This window comes from Desulfotomaculum sp. 1211_IL3151 (assembly GCF_036763075.1).
Lineage (GTDB): Bacteria > Bacillota > Desulfotomaculia > Desulfotomaculales > Desulfotomaculaceae > Desulfotomaculum.
In genome coordinates this window covers 1-17,722 of record NZ_JBAIYV010000002.1, presented here as the reverse complement: position 1 = coordinate 17,722, position 17,722 = coordinate 1, and the positions used below count along the sequence as shown (strand labels likewise).

The 17,722-nt window shown below is 43.5% G+C and carries 15 protein-coding genes; 4 read left to right on the top strand and 11 right to left on the bottom strand.

What is annotated here, in order from left to right; translation table 11 throughout:
- Positions 1-244 precede the first annotated feature (244 nt).
- Positions 245-1,096 carry a DegV family protein gene (locus tag V6C11_RS00100; RefSeq protein ID WP_333529052.1) on the top strand — a complete coding sequence of 284 codons (852 nt, stop codon included), beginning with the start codon at positions 245-247 and terminating at the stop codon, positions 1,094-1,096.
- A 2-nt stretch (positions 1,097-1,098) separates the two neighbouring features.
- Here the strand turns inward: V6C11_RS00100 and V6C11_RS00095 are convergent, their stop codons facing one another.
- The 10 genes from V6C11_RS00095 to V6C11_RS00050 all read right to left on the bottom strand — a co-directional run bounded on the left by V6C11_RS00095 (position 1,099) and on the right by V6C11_RS00050 (position 14,773).
- Positions 1,099-1,977: an AraC family transcriptional regulator gene (locus tag V6C11_RS00095; RefSeq protein ID WP_333529051.1), complete on the bottom strand. Its 879-nt coding sequence runs from the start codon at positions 1,975-1,977 to the stop codon at positions 1,099-1,101.
- Between the two features lie 256 nt (positions 1,978-2,233).
- Positions 2,234-2,635 carry a hypothetical protein gene (locus V6C11_RS00090; RefSeq protein ID WP_333529050.1) on the bottom strand — a complete coding sequence of 134 codons (402 nt, stop codon included), beginning with the start codon at positions 2,633-2,635 and terminating at the stop codon, positions 2,234-2,236.
- Between the two features lie 171 nt (positions 2,636-2,806).
- The gene (gene ddpX, locus V6C11_RS00085) at positions 2,807-3,511 is read right to left on the bottom strand and encodes a D-alanyl-D-alanine dipeptidase (RefSeq protein ID WP_333529049.1); all 705 of its coding nucleotides are present in this window, start codon (positions 3,509-3,511) and stop codon (positions 2,807-2,809) included.
- Positions 3,512-3,576: 65 nt separating this feature from the next.
- Positions 3,577-5,505 (bottom strand): PAS domain S-box protein, encoded by a 1,929-nt coding sequence (locus V6C11_RS00080; protein ID WP_333529048.1) that lies wholly within the window; start codon positions 5,503-5,505, stop codon positions 3,577-3,579.
- 61 nt (positions 5,506-5,566) lie between these two features.
- Positions 5,567-6,415 carry a sensor histidine kinase gene (locus tag V6C11_RS00075; protein WP_333529047.1) on the bottom strand — a complete coding sequence of 283 codons (849 nt, stop codon included), beginning with the start codon at positions 6,413-6,415 and terminating at the stop codon, positions 5,567-5,569.
- Positions 6,412-7,440 carry an anti-sigma regulatory factor gene (locus V6C11_RS00070; protein ID WP_333529046.1) on the bottom strand — a complete coding sequence of 343 codons (1,029 nt, stop codon included), beginning with the start codon at positions 7,438-7,440 and terminating at the stop codon, positions 6,412-6,414. The genes V6C11_RS00075 and V6C11_RS00070 overlap by 4 nt, the downstream gene beginning before the upstream one ends.
- Before the next feature lie 2 nt (positions 7,441-7,442).
- Positions 7,443-7,856, bottom strand: a complete 414-nt coding sequence (locus V6C11_RS00065) for an anti-sigma regulatory factor (protein WP_333529045.1) — start codon at positions 7,854-7,856, stop codon at positions 7,443-7,445.
- A 2-nt stretch (positions 7,857-7,858) separates the two neighbouring features.
- Positions 7,859-8,230 carry an STAS domain-containing protein gene (locus tag V6C11_RS00060; RefSeq protein ID WP_333529044.1) on the bottom strand — a complete coding sequence of 124 codons (372 nt, stop codon included), beginning with the start codon at positions 8,228-8,230 and terminating at the stop codon, positions 7,859-7,861.
- A gap of 11 nt (positions 8,231-8,241) precedes the next feature.
- On the bottom strand, positions 8,242-9,189 hold the full coding sequence (locus V6C11_RS00055; protein WP_333529043.1) for a response regulator: 948 nt from the start codon (positions 9,187-9,189) through the stop codon (positions 8,242-8,244).
- Between the two features lie 13 nt (positions 9,190-9,202).
- Positions 9,203-14,773, bottom strand: coding sequence for an AAA family ATPase (locus V6C11_RS00050; RefSeq protein ID WP_333529042.1), 5,571 nt, complete (start codon positions 14,771-14,773; stop codon positions 9,203-9,205).
- 286 nt (positions 14,774-15,059) lie between these two features.
- Between V6C11_RS00050 and V6C11_RS00045 the strand changes: the two genes are divergently transcribed.
- The gene (locus V6C11_RS00045) at positions 15,060-15,320 is read left to right on the top strand and encodes a hypothetical protein (protein ID WP_333529041.1); all 261 of its coding nucleotides are present in this window, start codon (positions 15,060-15,062) and stop codon (positions 15,318-15,320) included.
- 65 nt (positions 15,321-15,385) lie between these two features.
- Positions 15,386-16,045, top strand: coding sequence for a nuclease-related domain-containing protein (locus tag V6C11_RS00040; protein WP_333529040.1), 660 nt, complete (start codon positions 15,386-15,388; stop codon positions 16,043-16,045).
- A 12-nt stretch (positions 16,046-16,057) separates the two neighbouring features.
- Here the strand turns inward: V6C11_RS00040 and V6C11_RS00035 are convergent, their stop codons facing one another.
- Positions 16,058-16,762 carry an MBL fold metallo-hydrolase gene (locus V6C11_RS00035; RefSeq protein WP_333529039.1) on the bottom strand — a complete coding sequence of 235 codons (705 nt, stop codon included), beginning with the start codon at positions 16,760-16,762 and terminating at the stop codon, positions 16,058-16,060.
- A gap of 71 nt (positions 16,763-16,833) precedes the next feature.
- Here V6C11_RS00035 and V6C11_RS00030 point away from each other — a divergent pair, with 71 nt between their 5' ends.
- Positions 16,834-17,208: a VOC family protein gene (locus V6C11_RS00030; protein ID WP_333529038.1), complete on the top strand. Its 375-nt coding sequence runs from the start codon at positions 16,834-16,836 to the stop codon at positions 17,206-17,208.
- Positions 17,209-17,722: the final 514 nt, after the last annotated feature.

Sequence of the window (17,722 nt, the reverse complement as noted above, 5' to 3'; positions counted from 1 at the left end):
CTGTATGCCCAACGAGTAGCGCAGTACACTTTATAACGTCAAATCACACTTGGTAAGCCGTATGCCTTAGTAGGGCACGTACGGTTTGATGAGGGGGAAGCCAGGAGACTGGTTTCCCTACTCTATTATGGTGACTGGAAGCTAGGCAATCTTTGTTCACAGCGGTAAAATGAAGATGGATGTTGAATGAATGGAACAAGATATAGTACATTATAGAAAACAATTACAATGCCGGAGGGAAACAATGGCGATAAAAATCGTAACCGACAGTACTTCCTATATACCGCGACAGCTTAGAGAGGACCTTGATATATCGGTTGTATCTCTTGGGCTCACCATTGATTCAGAAACATTTCGTGAAGAAGCAATCGACAATGATACCTTTTACAATAGAATGGCCAAGGCTCAGACCATACCGACATCATCCCAACCAGCCCCGCAGGAGTTCTATACAGTTTTTGAAAAACTTATCCTAGAAGGTCATGGGATTGTGGGAATTTTTCTTTCCTCAGACATGAGTGGCACCTTTTCGGCGGCAAATATGGTTAGAAAAATGATTATTGATAAATACCCCCAGGCGAGTATTGAAATTTTGGATTCAAGGTCTAACTGTCTGGAGCTTGGTTTCCCCGTATTGGCAGCGGCTAGGGCGGCCAAGGCAGGAAAGTCTTTGGCAGAAGTACTAACCCAAGCCAAGTTTGTCATGGGGCGAAGCAGGTTTTTATTTGTGCCAGATACCTTGGCCTATTTGCAAAAGGGTGGCCGAATTGGAGGAGCTGCCGCGTTGTTGGGTTCTTTGTTGCAAATACGTCCGATTCTTACTGTGGTTGACGGCAAAACAGCCCTATTAAGTAAAGTTCGTAAAAAAGACCGTGCACTTAAAGAGATTATACATATCTTTTTAGAAGATGTTAGGAAGAAGGGCTTTGGTGAAGCGGCTATTCACCATATAAATTTTGAGACGGAAGCCAATAACCTAGCTAAACAATTGCAGGAAAGCCTGGGCATCACTTTGCCGGTCTGTCCCATCGGACCAGTCATTGGTCTTCATGTGGGGCCCGGAACTTTAGGGATTGTTTATTATACCCGTGAATAGGCCTAACATTTTCTTTTCCTAACTGGCATCCAGATTTCACTTCTAAATGTTGGGGAAGCCACATCTTTATGCTCATTCCATAATATTTCAGGACCTTCCGTCTTTTCATACCCTGATGTGGGAAACCATTCAGAATAAATACGTCCCCAAACTTCTTGCAGCGTGGCAGGAAAAGGGCCAACTGCCTCAAAAACAGCCCATGTTAGGGCAGGAACATCTAGTTGGGTTAAATCTGGAGGACATTCCTTGGTTGTTGCTACACCGATATAATGATCAAGCTCCCCTTTTTCTTCCATTCGGTCTTCGGAAAAGTTTGTGGATGCACTAAGCAGCCCGAAAGGTTCGACATCAGAAAGTTGCTTAAGTTTGTTTATCCTATCTACATTTAAACTTTCCCACATGGCAGCAATCTCTGGATTAATTCCGTTAAATAGAATAGGTACTCTTTTCTTTATGCCAACTATATGAAAGGCTTCTTTTTCCACAATGCGATAGTTCAATTCATTTCCCCCTTTTATCGTTAACTGAAAGGTCATTTGTGGAAATGCTTTTAGTGAATGGACAGTATTCCTTGCTTCTGTTGGGGTCACCCCGTGCAGCCCTTGAAAAGCCCTTGTAAAGGAATCAGGCGAGTTGTAGCCATATTTAATTGCAATATCAATTACCTTTATGTTGTTATCTTTCAATTCAAGGGCTGCCAGGGTAAGTCGTCTGCGGCGGATATATTCCGATAATGTTACACCTGACAGAAAAGAAAACATCCTTTTAAAGTGATATTCAGAACAACAGGCGATGCGGGCTACCTCTTTAAAATCAATATCATGAGAAAGGTTTTTTTCAATATAGGTTAATGCCTCATTCATTTTCTTAAGCAAGTCCATTTAGATAACCACCTTTCATAAATAGAATATCATAAGCTAAATATCTTCATCCGACATTTCGTGCACAGAAAAGTGGGTATTCTTAGGTGGCTCCCAGAGCCATTCTGAGGGATGGAATCATTTAGGGTACCACTACATTCCTTCCGAAATAAAATGGTACCCTTGCTGTTTAAAGTTCTACTATCTTAGTGGCTGTCTTATACCAGTGTCCGGAATGCTTCGCAAGTTTTTATCGAAGATCGTTAACGATACGGCGCTACAACCTACATCGCTTTTCCGCTTCGTTAGTCTGTATATCTGGCCAATTATAGGGAGTACTGGGCATCAGTCTGTTGTTTTGCCAGTGGGCAGCCTTGGATCTGAGCATTTCGTCCAGCAAAGGCTGGATAAAGTCAATCGGTTTAAGGTTAAAAATATTTGTACTAAAGTCATGATACCATTCGCACTTCATTAAGTAGTCAACGACTTCATGTTCAGGCAGCCCATTTCGGATCATGAGAGCATAGGAAAATATTCGTTTGCAGGCATGCCACGCAACTTTTTCCGGGCTTCTCAGCCACTTTTCCAAACGGAATCTGGCCTTATCGATTGTTTCCAGTGGGTTGGCGATCGCTGTACCATGCCCTGGGTAGATAAGTTTGAGGGGCAGCTTGGCCATCTGATCCAGACTGTCTATTGCTATTTCAATGGAGGCACTTCCTTCGCGGAATAGAAGGCCACCAACCCCAGCTTAAATGCTTTTGTCAATGCAATTTCTGGTGATGAACCCGGAGCATAAACTTAGAATCATGGCATAACCCTTGTCCGTATAGGGGGTTATGCCATGATTCTAGGGGGCATAAGCCTCAAAGGGTATATCCAAAAGGGGGTATTGCTTAGACTCTGTATCTTCAAAATGCCACCATTCGTTACCTATCCTTTTAAAGCCGTGTTTAACCATTATCCTGCCAAGGAGTTCACGGTTACTGATTCGTTCCTTTTCTGTACGATAGTAATTAATCCTAGATCTTATACTAAACTCATCAAAATTAGATGGCATGGGAAGTTCATGACCATATTTATCTACCAAGGTTATATCCACCGCAGCTCCTCTGTTATGGTTGGAACCCTTTTCTGGATCCGCTAAGAAGTTTTTATTTTCTGCGGCATCATAAAGTATCCTTTGGGCGGAATAGGGCCGATAGGCATCATATATTTTTATTCTATAGCCAAGCTGTTTAAAATCATTGTTGGCAGAGATTAGTTTTTGTGCTGTATTCCGATGGATTAAACAAATGGCATGACTATAAATCTTTTTTCCGGTGAAGTTATCGGTGGAGGCATACTTTAGGTCATAAACAAAGGAATCATCTAACTCCTTGAGCTTTACCAGGTCGTTATTAAAATCCCCGCTGTTACGGGCAGAATCACTTTGAGTCGCGTTGCCCCCAAGGAAGAGTTTAAATGATGGCTGATAATATAGTCTATCGGTGCCGGGTAAAACTGCCACCAGGAAAAATACAAGAGCAACCATAAAAATATATTTAGCCTTCATAGGGGCCTCCTTATCAATTCGATAACTTAATTGTGCCCCATCTAAGGTTCTAATAAATATAAGGTTTATTGGTTGTCAAATTTTTTAAATTGCACAAAAAATGTTGTACCACCTACATTCGTTTTTATTTCTATTTTTGCATTATGACGGGCGGCGATACTGTAACATACGGCCAAACCTAAGCCGGTTCCATTCTCTTTGGTGGTAAAGAACGGTGTTCCGATTTTTTCCAGAACATCAGGTTTGATTCCCTCACCTTTATCCTGCACGGCTAAAACAACATGATCGCCTTCGATAAATGATCGGATGGTCAAATCACTGCCTGGTGGTGATGCTTCAAGACCGTTGCGAACAAAGTTGAGTATGATCTGTCGGATTTCCTTTTCGTCTAAAAGCAAATCAGGAATTTCCCCAAGTTCGACTTTTAAATATCTTTCATTTTTGATTGCATCGGCTTGAATTAACGGTAAGAGAGCCTCGATTATAGCATTTAGATTGATTCGTTTTTTGTCTAAGACCTTAATTCGAGCTAGAGAAATAAACTCCGTAATGATGTAGTTTACTCGATCCAGTTCATCAATCATTAGGTCAAAGTATGTCTTGTTTTTTGCGAATTCTTCTTTGCGTCCAAGTATTTGTAGAAATCCTCGTACGGAAGTCATGGGATTTCTTATTTCATGACCTATACCGGCAGCCATTTGACCAATTAGATTAAGGCGATCAAGGCGTACCATTTCTTGCTCTAATTGCTTGCGCTTAGTAATATCGGTAACCATGGACACCGATCCTAAATATTGCCCATTTGATTCAAAAGAGGGGTTATCAGATAAAATTACCCATAATTCTTTGCCATCCTTGCGGCGAAACATAAATTCATGCTGCTCCGAAATTCCTTGTATGCGATGATTAACAATATTCTTAGCTGCCGCAATCCAATCGTCATCAATGAAGTCAAAAAAGGATTTTCCTATTATCTCTTCGACCGTGTAGGCGAGCATTTTAGCCATCCATTTGTTGACAAAGGTTGTTCTGCAAGCTCCATCGACAACCCAGATGCCTTCAGTGGCTGTTTCTACTATCTGACGGTATCGTGCCTCACTCTCCCGTAATTCTGCATAAAGTTGAGCGTTTTCCAGGGCAATGGCAGCCGTGCAGGCTAAAATTTTTAAAGCCTTAAATTTTTTGTGGAAAAATGATTTTCTTTTCAATGAATTAACATTCAATACCCCAATACATTTTCCACCTGCAAGCAGTGGCATTGAAAGGGAGGACTTGATTTCCGGGCGGGGCCGAATTGGAGAAAAACGGGGATCATGAACTTCCCCGTCCATTAATAGTTCCTGTTGGTTAGAGGCTACCCAGCCAGCAATACCATCTTGAATGGGGATACATTCCCCCAAAATATTTTCGTTTCGCTCACCCCGGACAACGGCAACATAAAATTCATTCCCACTGTTTGTGGGCAACATGATGGACATTTCATCGGCTTCACACTGCTTAAGAACTGTGTCAGCAATCTTATTTAGAATTACCGGCATTTCAAAGGTGGAGGAAACAGCAGTTGAAAGATCATAAATAGCCATCGTCTCGCGCAGCTGTAAATTTTCATTCCTCAAACGTCTCATTTCCAAGGCACGGTTCAACACGGTCAGCAGCATGTTTATTTTAAAAGGCTTTAACACATAGTCACATGCTCCGACCTTCATAGCTTCTACTGCTGTATGCACTGTTCCGTAACCGGTCATGAGGATGCCAATAACATTAGGGTCAATTTTTTGCGCTTCTGATAAAAACTCAATTCCATCCATTTCAGGCATCATTAGATCGACTAAAAGTATATCCACATCCTGTTCGATTAAAGCGGTGAAGGCATCTTTGCAGGATGAAAACCCTAAGGCCTCGTACCCCTTTTCATTAAGAATTTCACATAAGGCAGTCAATAATTCGACCTCATCATCAACAACTAAAATCCGGTTTTTTATGGTATCAACCAATGTGCGCAACCCCCAATCAACCGTAGGAAAACGAATTTAGATTTCGTTTATCAAATGTACATTATAAGGGCAATTTTAAAGAAACCGTGGTGCCTTTACCGATTTCACTGGTGATATTGATTAAACCATGATGCTCCTGCATAATACGACGACAAATGGCTAGGCCCAACCCAGTGCCTTTATTTTTTAGTTTAGTAGTAAAAAAGGGATCCATCACTTTGGACAGGGCTTCGGGCTGAATGCCTATACCCGTGTCACTAAACTCAATAGCGATATACTCGGAATCGATAGGATCTATAAATACCCTAATCGTTAGTGTTCCGCCCTGAGGCATCGCATCGCAGGCATTCGTGAATAGGTTTATGAACACCTGCTGCAACCCCTGGCTGTCTGCATTAATCTTAGGCAATTCCGATTGATACGCCCGTTTGATAGTAATCCTTTTTTTGCGAAATAGATAATAAATAAGCTCCAGGGTGTGCTCTAGTTCCCGGCAGACATCGACTGTGGAAACCTGTCTTTGACCGCGTCGGCTGAAATCCAGCAGGTTTTTGATAAGGGTGCTCATCCGCTCGATTTCCTGGAAGATAATTTGTAAAGATCGCTGCTTTAGATCGTCAGCAGAAATCTGAGCGGACAAAGATTCCACCCTTAGACTGACCGTTGTCAGGGGGTTGTTTAGTTCGTGTGCGATGCTCGCTGCCAGTTCGCCCATGGTTGCCATTCTAGATACTTGCCCAAGCTGTTGTGTGATAACCTGAACTTCCTCGTTCTTGGCCTCAAGCTCCAAAGTCAAGGCCAGCAGACCGCTGTTTGTTGCAGCCAATTCTTCCTGGAGCAGGCGGTTTCTTTTAAGTGCTTCGGCCAACTGATTCTTTAAAGAAAGTATTGTTTCACTTCTTTCGTTCATCGGGGATCACCTTTCACCACAATGATAGTGGCATCATCGTTACCATTGGCCAGTTTTAGCAGCAGGTGTTGGGCAACACGAGTAGCGGACTCCACAGCCAGGTTAGGAAAGTCGTTCCAGTGCCAGTCCGTAGATAAGCCATCCGTGTGCAGTATTAAACAGAATTCCGAATGCCAGTTGTACGCAGAGACAACTGGATGAGGAGCATTAAGACCAACAATTCCTCGGTGCGTAAGGAAACTCTTTGGGTTTAGACTACCAAAGACTCTGGCTGTAATGTTGCCAACGCTGGCAAAATTTAAGTTAATGGTCCCCTCTTGCCAATCAAATCGGGCTAAGGCCATCACCACTCCCCGGGTAGAGCGGCAGGCTCGTCCCGACCCACGAAACAGTGCATCCAGTGGCTGAACGTAGTGGTTTTCGATATAATCCCGAGCTGTCTGGGCAGCGATATGGGCATACTGTCCATGCCCTAACCCATCGATGAGGGCAATCAGGGCAAATTCATTCCATCGCTTGATGACAAAGGCATCCCCATTGAATTGAAGATTACGGTAAGCTCGGGTTGCAACCCCAAAGGAAACCGGGCAGGTCTTAGTTATTTGGATAGGTTCACGCCGCCATCGTATGCATGTGATTTTGGTACCAGCTTTGCCGTCTGGTCTGGCTTGGATGTCAAACTGGTCCATTAGACGGTTGATTGTGCCCAAGCCGTAGCCAAGGCTGCCAGTGGCAGAAAAACCATCCGTAATTGCCTGCTCAACGTCGGCAATTCCCGAGCCGTCGTCCAGTGTTTCTATTTTAATGCCCAGACGTCCGTTGTCCTCTAGGGGACATATGATTAATTGGCCGCCTTGGGCATGCTTGATCAGATTTGTAGCCAACTCGCTCGCGACAATAGCAAACTCTTCGCTCTCTTGAGGATTAAAGCCTTGCCCGATGGCCATCGTCTTGATGAATCGTTGTGCCTCATATGTATCACCTAAATGGTATATTGAAAACTCATGCAAATTTGAAAGGGACATTTTTAATAGCACCTCCGCCATTTCTTGACAACGATGGTGGTGCCTTTACCTACTTGAGATGTTATCTCCATGTCATCCATTAACCTTCGGGATCCAGGGAGTCCCAGGCCAAGGCCACGGCTGGTGGAGTAACCGTCATTCATTACCAGTTCCAAGTCGGTGATGCCAGGGCCACTATCCTTAAAGCTCAACATGATACCAACGGTATTGCTTGACTTAAGGGTTTGCCACTTCATCACACCCGAACCTGCATACAAAAAAACGTTTCTAGCAAGCTCTGAGGCCGCTGTAACGATGCGCGTTACGTCTGTAAGACTAAAGTTCAGCAATGTTGCAGCCTCTCGCACTTTCTTCCGTACAACAATGATGTCACTCTCATTATTGATAACTACCTCCCCACGGGTATCCTCGTTCATGATCATAACCCCCGTTTAAAGTTGTCGCTGACCATCTCCAGGGCGAGATCCACATTCAGGGCTGTAAGGGCACCCCCCAGTGTCAAACCCAACTGGGTGGCGGTAATGGCAACACTGGGCTGCATGCCAGCAATAACTGTCTTGCCGCCCATCAAGACCACCATTTGGGCTGTTTCTACCACCACACGGGCAAGAAAAGAGTCCATCGTCTTGATCGAGGAGATGTCCAATATCAATCCTTTAACCTGATAACGCTGCATGGTATTTAGGATCTTGTCCTGGAGGACGGTAATGGAGTGATCATCGGGATCTGGTGGCATGGTGACCAGCAGGATGTCGCGGATTTTGATTACTGAAATGCTTTCGTTGATCATCACAATACCTCCTATGCACACCCGTTCGTTGAAGTCCGGCTGACGATCTGAAGTTTTAACATAGCCAAGGCAAGTTTAAGCCCGGCCGATAATGAGGAGCAAGTTTTCACATTGGAAAGGTTAATGCCCAACTGTACAAGAGTACGGGCGATGGCAGGGCGGATTCCCGTTAACACCACCTCGGCCCCTAAGAGGCGTACCGCACTGATCGTTTCTATCAGATGCCGGGCAGTTTGGGAATCGATGGCGGGAACGCCAGTAACGTCAATCAGGGCAACGGATGAACCAGTATCCACGATCTTTTGTAACAGTTGCTCCATTAATTGCTGGGTCCGCATACTATCCAGTGTGCCGATCAGAGGTACGGCTACAATGCCCTCCCAAATACTTAATACGGGGGTAGCAACCTCAAGAATTTCCTGAGCCTGACGAGAGATGATTTCCTGGACCCGAATTCTTTCTGACATCTCCTCGCGTAGTGCTTGGTTAAGGCTTTCCAGCTCCGCGGTCCTCTCCCTGACACGTACCTCCAGTTCCTCATTTGATTTTTGCAGGGCCTCCTCAGCCCGCTTGCGTTCGGTTTCCACACTGTGCTTAAACAATGCCATTTCGATTGTTATTTGCAATTCTCTCTCTTTATAGGGTTTAATTATATAGCCAAATGGTTTTGCTATCTTTGCGCGTCTTAATGTATCCTCATCTGTATAAGCAGTAATATATACAATCGGAATATCAAAACGGCTGTGTATCTCTTGGGCTGCTAGCGTACCGTCCATTTCTCCCTGCAGCATAACATCCATCAACACCAGATCAGGACATGTCTCCTCTGCTTTTTGCATCGCTTCTTCACCAGAAGATACCATATCAGTGACAAGATATCCCATGCGTTTTAGCGTTTGTTGCAAATCAAGAGCGGCAATACCTTCGTCTTCAACAATCAGTATCTTTACATTGCCCATTGGGTCGCCCTCCTTATTTTGATGCCTCAAAGGTAATAACAAATTCGGTGTTACCGCTAGTACTAATTTTTATGTTACCCCTGAGCTGTCTTACCAGCACGCTAACTAATTTCAGTCCCAGTGATTCAGAATGATCTATTTTGAAGCCTTTAGGCAGACCGATACCATTATCGCCAACGATTAGTATAAGTTTATTCTCGTTATCCCGGCATAAATCAACATGGATTTTGTCTGGCCGGTCCGTACATTTCGAACAATTAACAAAGGCATGTTTAAGTGAATTGGAAACAAGTTCGTTGATGATTAGAGCACAGGGTATTACGGTATCAACACCTAATGAAACTTTTTCAATATCCACCTGGAATCGGATGCCTCTTTCAGCAGCTCCGTAAGAGAGGGAGAGGTTATCGATTAGGCTCGGAATGTATTTGCTAAGATCGATGGTTGCCAGCGACTTGGACTGGTATAGTTTCTCGTGAATAAGGGCCATTGAGTATACACGGTCTTTACTCTCCTTTAACATCCGAATAGCCTGATCATCTTTGATATGAGACAACTGTAGATTAAGCATGCTATGGATGATCTGAAGGTTATTTTTGACGCGATGATGGATCTCTTTAAGAAGTGTCTCCTTTTCCTGTAAGGCTATCTGCAGCTGGGCTGTACGTTCGTCAACACGCTGTTCAAGCTCTCTGTAGAGCCTTTGGATTTCTGCCTCTGCCTTTTTACGATCGGTGACGTCAATGCCCATCTCCAGGATGAGGGTGGAGCCGTCCACATCCGTGAAGGGGAAATCGAAGATATCGTAGTTGCGGCCATCCGGGCCGACCCATTCCCACTCCTGTGGTGCCATGGTTTCTAGGACGCTAAAGGATTGGCAATCCTCGCAGGGCTCGCTGCGTCCAAACAAAAACTCAAAACAACGCCGGTTGTGTGAACCGCCGAAACGCTCCCGGAAGACTCGGTTTTTAAAGGGCACCTGATAATCCGGTGACATCAATATCAAATAAACCGGCAGCATCTCCATGATATTATTGAAACGCTGCCTTTCAAGCTTCACGGATTCCTCGGCTCGCTTACGGTCGCTGATGTCCCTTTGGAGAAGTTCATTAGCCATAGCCAGTTCCGCAGTTCTCTCACGCACCCGCAGCTCTAGCTCTTCTTTTACGCCGCGCAGGGCCTCCTCTGCCTTTTTCATATCCTCTACCAACCGGGAGTTTTCAAGGGAAATGGCTGCTTGCAACATGAGCAATTCCGTCATCCGTGTCTTTTCTGGTGTAAACACGGAATCAGTCAAACGGTTTTCCAGGTACATTATTCCGATCATTTTTGATTGCTTAATCATCGGCAAACAGAGGATGGAGCGCAGTTGCAGTTGTTGGACTTCAGGGTTGTCTTTGAACAAACCTTCATAAGAGGCATCATTAAGAATCATCGTCTCTCCGGTTCGGTACACATAACGGACAATTGCTTTACAGATATCTGCAACATCCTCTAGTTTTTGATTAAACGCCTGGATCTCTTGCTTTTCCGAGATATTACTTGACGCATAGACGAATAGATTGTCATTTTCTTCTATTAGCAGATAGCCACGCTGGGCCCCGGAGCACTCGATTACAACATCCATGATTTTTTTCAGCAGGGCACCCTGCTCTATTTCGGCTGAAATGGCGTGGCTTGATTTCATAAGGTATTCTGTATCCAGGTCCGGTAGGAGGCTGGTGGGAGATGCCGTCCCTTGGTATGGCATAGAAGGTTTTTCGTTCTCGAAATAATCCGAGTATTTTTCGATTAAATTTATTCTTTTTCGTTCTGCGTTACATTTCTTGTACAAACGGGCAGCCTCGACAAAATATACCCTTTCCGTATGCAGGCCAGCTTGTAGGAGAAGTTCTCCGAGACATTCGTTAAGATGACCTTCCAGAAGCGTATATTTTTGTTGATGTGCAAGATCTATCGCGTCGAGATAAAGGCTCCTGGCCTCCTTAACCCCCCCAGAAACTCGTTCAAGGTCGGCATAAATAAAGGCAAGGTAGGGTTTTAATAAAGGTCCTAAGCCAGCCCACCTCTCAATTTTTTTAATGGAAGGCTGGATTTCTGCCAGCAATTCCTGTCTATTTCCAAAGTTGGCCCCTTGCTCATACAGTTTGAGGGTATTCAACACCCGAAAGATACGCCATTGTCTTTTCAGTACACTGGCTGAAAGGCCTACCAAGTAGGGTTGTGCTTTAACCAGGTACTCTTCGGCCTCATGATGCTCGCCAAAATAGTAATGGGACAGGGCCATGTGGATGTAATAGCTTGCTATTGAAACAATGTGATTATCCTGTTCCCATTGCCTTGTTTTTTCTTCCATAGATTCTGGCCGATAGTGCTTCTTCATAGGCTCAATCCAGCCTGCCTGCATAGCTTCGGCAAGACCTCTGGACAAGGACAGATGATATCTGTTGGAAAACTGAAGGCATTCCTTGGCATAAGCGTCTATACTAGACAGGTCCGTGCCCTGAACCTGGAGATTCCACATCAGGGGACCATATGAAAGGCTGCTGTTAAACAAGTCACCGCAGTTTATCCCACATCGAATCGATTTGAGACAGTAGTCCACGATCTCCCTTGAAGTGCTTCTCGAGTGCATTAGGATATATACATTCCCATTCATACCGCGGGTTGCTCCTAAAGTGTTTGGATATTTTGCACACAGGTCACGAACAAGGTCTTCATATTTGAAGGACTGTTCAAACTCCTCCTGTTCTGTGTGCATAAGGCCCATCGCACAAAAAGCATAAATAACGGACGCATCCATACCACTGGATAAGCAGTGCAGGGTCGCCTGTGCTGCCGTTAAATAAAGTTGCGGCACAAGACCGGATAGATAAAGGTCAGGTATAAGCTCACTGTAAAATGCAAACTCAATCTGGTGCTCTCTGCTTGTGGTAAGGGGCATACTTCTGAGGGTCTCCCAGATATCGCCCTTTGAGGCTATTTCAGCGATCAACTCTTTCCTTCTCAAGTTGGCTTCCTCTGGACTTGCCGGGACGGCCTTGCCGAAATAGGTAAGGCCGCAGTTGGCCGTCTCGATGGCCTTGATAAAAGCACCTATTGATGATAAGGAGGTTGTCTGTTCTGCTAAGCATTCGGCCTTATCCAAATCGCTTTTGGCATGGTCGAGAAGCTCAGTGAGCAGTTTCTCTGAGTTCTCGTAATTGCCACACATTAATTCTGCCTTGGCCGCTTTTTGGAATACCCGAAAAGTGAGTTCATAGTGCCCGTCCTTCCAGCAGTCAGCCGGTAGTAACTCCCTGCTGAGGCGGAAATAATCGTTTGCCGCCTTTGCAGCCAGAGCATTTAAGGCCTTATTGCCGGCATGGTAGTTGAGTTTGGATAAGAGATAGGTTGTCCGGGAATCCAGCTCACTTTCCCTGCCCAAATTGAGGTGGGAAACAACGGCGAAAAGGTTTTCGGATTTTTCAATCTCTTGGCTGCTTTCTGGTATCGTTCCGAGAAGGTGGTTACCGATTTGCCAGTGAATCTGGCGGCGTTTTTCTGCCGTTATAGCGGACAGTGTGGCCTCCTGGACTTTGTCATGAATAAATTGCAACCAGTTATTGTTTTCCATCAGTAACCCTTGCCCTAGGGCCGGTTTTAGTATCTCAAAGGTTTCAACCAGAGTTCTTTCCATGATTAGGGATATATTTGCAGGTGAAAAAGCATTGCCCATGCAGGCGCAAAATTCCAGTAAGTTTACTAGATCCGGCGGGAGCTTTTGGATCTTTGAGCTAAAAAGTGCCACTACCGTATTTGGCATATCGGACTGATGGATCTTGTCGATGTCCCATCGCCATTGCCTGTTTTCATCAAGAAAGAGAAGGTTCTCGTTATACAGATACGACAGGCTCTCGCTGACAAACAAGGGGGTTCCCTCGCTAAGCATGTTGATAAAATCCGACAATGCCTCTGTTTGTGTCAGTGGTGTGTCAAGAATGTATGAGACCATTTCGTGACAATGCTGAGTCATTAGTGGCTCCAACTGTATTTCTTCTAAAGGCTGGTTACCTTCTTTGATATGCTTAATTAACTTTATCAGGGGGTGACTTGGATCTACCTCGTTATGTCGGTATGCCCCCAAAAAGAATAAATAGGGGTGGTTCTTATCGTTCGCAAATATAGTTATTAGCAAATCAAAGGAGGCCGCATCACACCATTGTAGGTCGTCTATAAACAGGGTCAAGGGATTCTCTTCGCTGGCCATACAGGTTAAAAATCGGCCAAAGAGGTCATGAAACCTGTTCAATGATTCAATGGGAGGCAGTTGTTGAACCGCAGGCTGTGGGCCGATCAGAAGGCCGAGTTCAGGGATAACATCTGTCAAGACCCTGCCATTTTGTCCCAAGGCGTCTAAAATTTTCTTCTTCCAATCTGTAACCCTTTCTTCACTTTCAGTTAGAAGGGTTTGCATCAAATTCCGAAAGGCCTGAATCAGAGAACTGTAGGGGATATTCTTCTGATACACGTCAAATTTCCCTGATGTGAAATAGCCTTTGTATTTTATAATTGGTTTTTGCAGTTCCTGGATTAAACGGGTCTTCCCGATACCAGACAGGCCAGAAATAAGCACCGAGCGAAATTGTCCCTGGGCGGCCTTGGCATATTCTTTAAGAATTATTTCACTTTCGTCATCACGACCGACCATCTTGGAGATGAAAGTATCCCTGCGGTTATGAACACTTCCCTCAAGAGGAAATTCCTTGATCGAACCAGTGGCAGCATATTCATCCCTGCAGCGCATCAGGTCCGCTAGAAGTCCCTTTGAACTCTGATAGCGCTTCTCGGGTGCCTTGAGCATCAATTTAGAAACGATCTTACTTATCATAATTGGAATCCCCGGGTCTAATTCATGTACATCGGGGGCCTCTTGGGCCAAATGAGAATGAATTAATTCAAGGGGATCGTCGGCAGCAAAGGGCAATGAGTCAGCTAACATTTCGTAAAATACCACCCCAAGAGAATAAAGGTCCGAATAAAAACCTACTCTGTGGTTGATACGGCCAGTTTGTTCGGGAGAGGTATAGGCGAGAGTATTTTTTACAAAGGAACGATCATAAATAAAATGGCTGATTTTTTTAACATCCCGTGTGCTTATAAAGTCTATCAGGCGGATCTCTAGCGTATCGCGGTTAATCAGTATATTGTGCGGTTTAATGCCGCCGTGGATAATTCCTGCTTCGTGAATGATGTCCACAGCCCTTGCCAATTGGCAGGCAATGGTGAAAAAATCCTGCAAAGATAGCTTAAAGTGAGTATCACGCAGGCTGTCAAGTGGTACGCCATCAAAAAAATCTTGGGTAATAAAGCATAACTCTTCTAGCGCGGTTAACGACTGGGGCGTGAGGACAAGATTATTATTTAATACCTTTAGGTGTTCAATTCTCTGGTTGAATTGGGATATGGTATGGTTAGAGAGGGACTCCTTGAAGACTTTTAGTGTTAATATTTTTTCTTGGTTTTTTTTATGGTACGCCTTGTAAAGAACGGCCTCTTTACTTTCGGCCAGCTTATCAATTAGTTTATAATTAGTAATTATCATAGTTATCACACGTCTCCGTTTTTTATTAGCAGAGGAGTTGGCCTTGTCGAGACTCTTTTATTAACTGATTTTTCTACACTTTTTTCCAATGTCCTGCAAATAAAAGAAATTTGAAGGATATCGATGATATTCGACAAAAAACTTAAGTTTAGGTGAATTAATGATCTTCTATAAAAAGGCTGTTTAAATGCGGATAGAAACAAATAAAGCATAGGTTTAAAACCTTATCATTTCTGTTCCGAGGGATAGTTCTACTAGCACAATAGGGTCGTAAGGAGGAGGTAAAATGAGCGTTAAACTAAGTTTATGTGATACAAAGGCAGTGAGAAGGACTTACTTAAAGGTAGGAGATGCCGTAGTGGGGCTTCAGGATGTAGATATTATCGCCAAAACAGTGAGGGGCCTCAACCTACAGCAAGAGGAAGAGATAAAGCGAGAATTATTAAGCCGGGTAAAATTAGTAAATTACATCCCCGACTCCGCTAATGCAAAGTATATAGAAGCTTTGTGGGGATATTATTCAGAAATTAACCTCATACAGAAATAAATAAGTATAATTATATCCAAGTTATATTGTGGCAATTGTAACTATAATTGGTGGGTGATAGCCTCATGGCAAAGGTTTTGCGTTGGTCAGGGAATATTGATTTGAGCAATGAAAGTATAACTAAAGAAAGTATAACTAAAGAAAGTATAACTAAAGAAAGTATAACTAAAGGCGGATTGTTAGCATGGTTGGGGAAACTTGTATTTAGCCCAGAGAAGCTCAATTATCCCAAGGGATTATCTGGCGAGGTAAAAGTAGCTCAGCAATTGGCCCGTGAGCTTGGTGATCATTGGGTCTTGCTAAATGATATCAATATCAAGGCTGCCGGTGGCAAGACCCAAATTGACCATCTGCTTTTCGGCCCACACGGTATATTCTGTCTTGAAACCAAGAATTGGAATACCGCTTCCTGTAATGAGCAGGGGGATTGGTTCAGATTGGAGCGGGGAATGTGGGTACCGCAAAAAAGCCCGGTGGAACAAACCCGGGCTAAGTTAGCAGCACTATCAAAAATGTTCAGTCAGGCAAATTTACCCCATGAATTACAGGGCATCATTGTTTTTGCCAATCCAGGCAAGTTTAAATTTGCTGAAAGCAAGCAGGTCAATGAGATTAAACCCATTGGATTACCCGGCTTAATTGGCTATTTACAGCAACTAGAAGAACAAGCACCCATCTATTCCGATCCGGATATCGAAAAATTCCTTCGACTATTCAAGCTTTAACTTACACTTTTCTCAAAGAGACAGTATCTTTGAGTTTGGGCTGGTCAAAGCTAGGACCTTGGTGGGGAAGTTTTTCATTTTTTCGGCAAATTGGTGTATAACCTTGCTGTCATCTCCAAAATGCATGGGAATGAGAATTTTGGGTTTAACTTCTTGAATGAAGTATTCTGCTCCAAGGCTATAATTGTGTTCCAATCTTGGGTCCACCGGGAAGAAGGCAAGATCTATGACTGCCCCTTTTATTTTTTCAATTTCCTCTTTAAACATCTTTTCCGCATTTTCAATTTCATCCTGGGATTCGCCCCACCAGTACCACCAATTAAGATCTCCGGCGTGGAAGATGTGGTTACCCTTGTACTTGATGAGAAAGGAGATACCTTCATCTGTAGAACCATAGGCCTTGATCTGGAGTTCGGCAATTTTTTTCTCTTCATAGGGAGAAAGGAAGGTAAGGTTAGTGGTTGTTTGTTTTGGATTAAGCAAAGGGTAAATGTCACTACTTAAGATGTACTGGATATCAGGCCTTTCCCTTTGCCAATCGAAAATCACAGGGTTAAAGTGATCAGGATGGGCATGGGAGGAAAAGACATAAATTTGTTTTTCCTTTTTTAGATTGATGGAACCTTGAAAGTAATCAAAAACAAATAATGCAGTGTTGCTTTCCACAACAAAACCACTGTGATAAATATATTCGATCTGTAATTCCTGGCTATTCAATATTAATTCACCCCACTATGAAGTATACTATAATTGATATTTAGTCGTACATCCAGAAAGGACGGTTTTCTATGAAATTTAGTTTTGTCCATAATAATTTTAACGTCTTAAATTTAGAGAAAAGCCTTCAGTTCTATAAAGAGGCCTTAGGGTTAGAGGAAGTAAGACGTATCAATCATGAAAATGGGGACTTTATCCTAGTTTTCCTTGGGGATGGCCGCTCCAAACACACCTTAGAATTAACCTGGCTTAGGGATAGAACCGAACCCTATAACTTAGGTGAAAACGAATTCCATCTCGCCTTTACAGTGGATGACTTTGCTGCTGCTTATGAGCACCATAAGAAAATGGGTTGTATTTGTTATGAAAATAAGGAGATGGGCATTTATTTCATAAATGATCCTGATAATTATTGGTTGGAGATCCTTCCCCCCAACAGAGGATAGGGGGTACTTTTGGATGAACATGCAAAACAAACACTGTTTTCTAGCCGTTAGGTTAGGGAGTAGTGTTTGTTTTTGGGTACTATGTATTCGGGTCTTAAAGATAGATTTAGAAACAAAATAAACGTTTTAATTTACTTTTTAATTTTTCTAGAAAAAATAAACAAAATTTCATAAAATTCATATTGCGAAACAATAATTATAGTGGTAAGATAACAAATGTCGCCGCGAGGTGATGAGAAAAAATTACCACTTGAAACCAACACAGAAAAAGTGGTAAGATATGATTCCACCGCCGATAAGGCAGTGAACAAACTACCAAAAACTTGCACTTGAAACAGAGTGAAAGCCATGGTAAGATAAGCTTCCGGTCGCGAGATCGGGACAAGCAAACCGGTCTTTGAAAACTAAACAGCAGATGATGGATGAAAAACAGGTCAAGTCAAAAGTCATCGTTAAGATGAAACTAAGACGACCACAAAAAACATCCTCGTCAAGCGTTATGAAAAGACGCTAG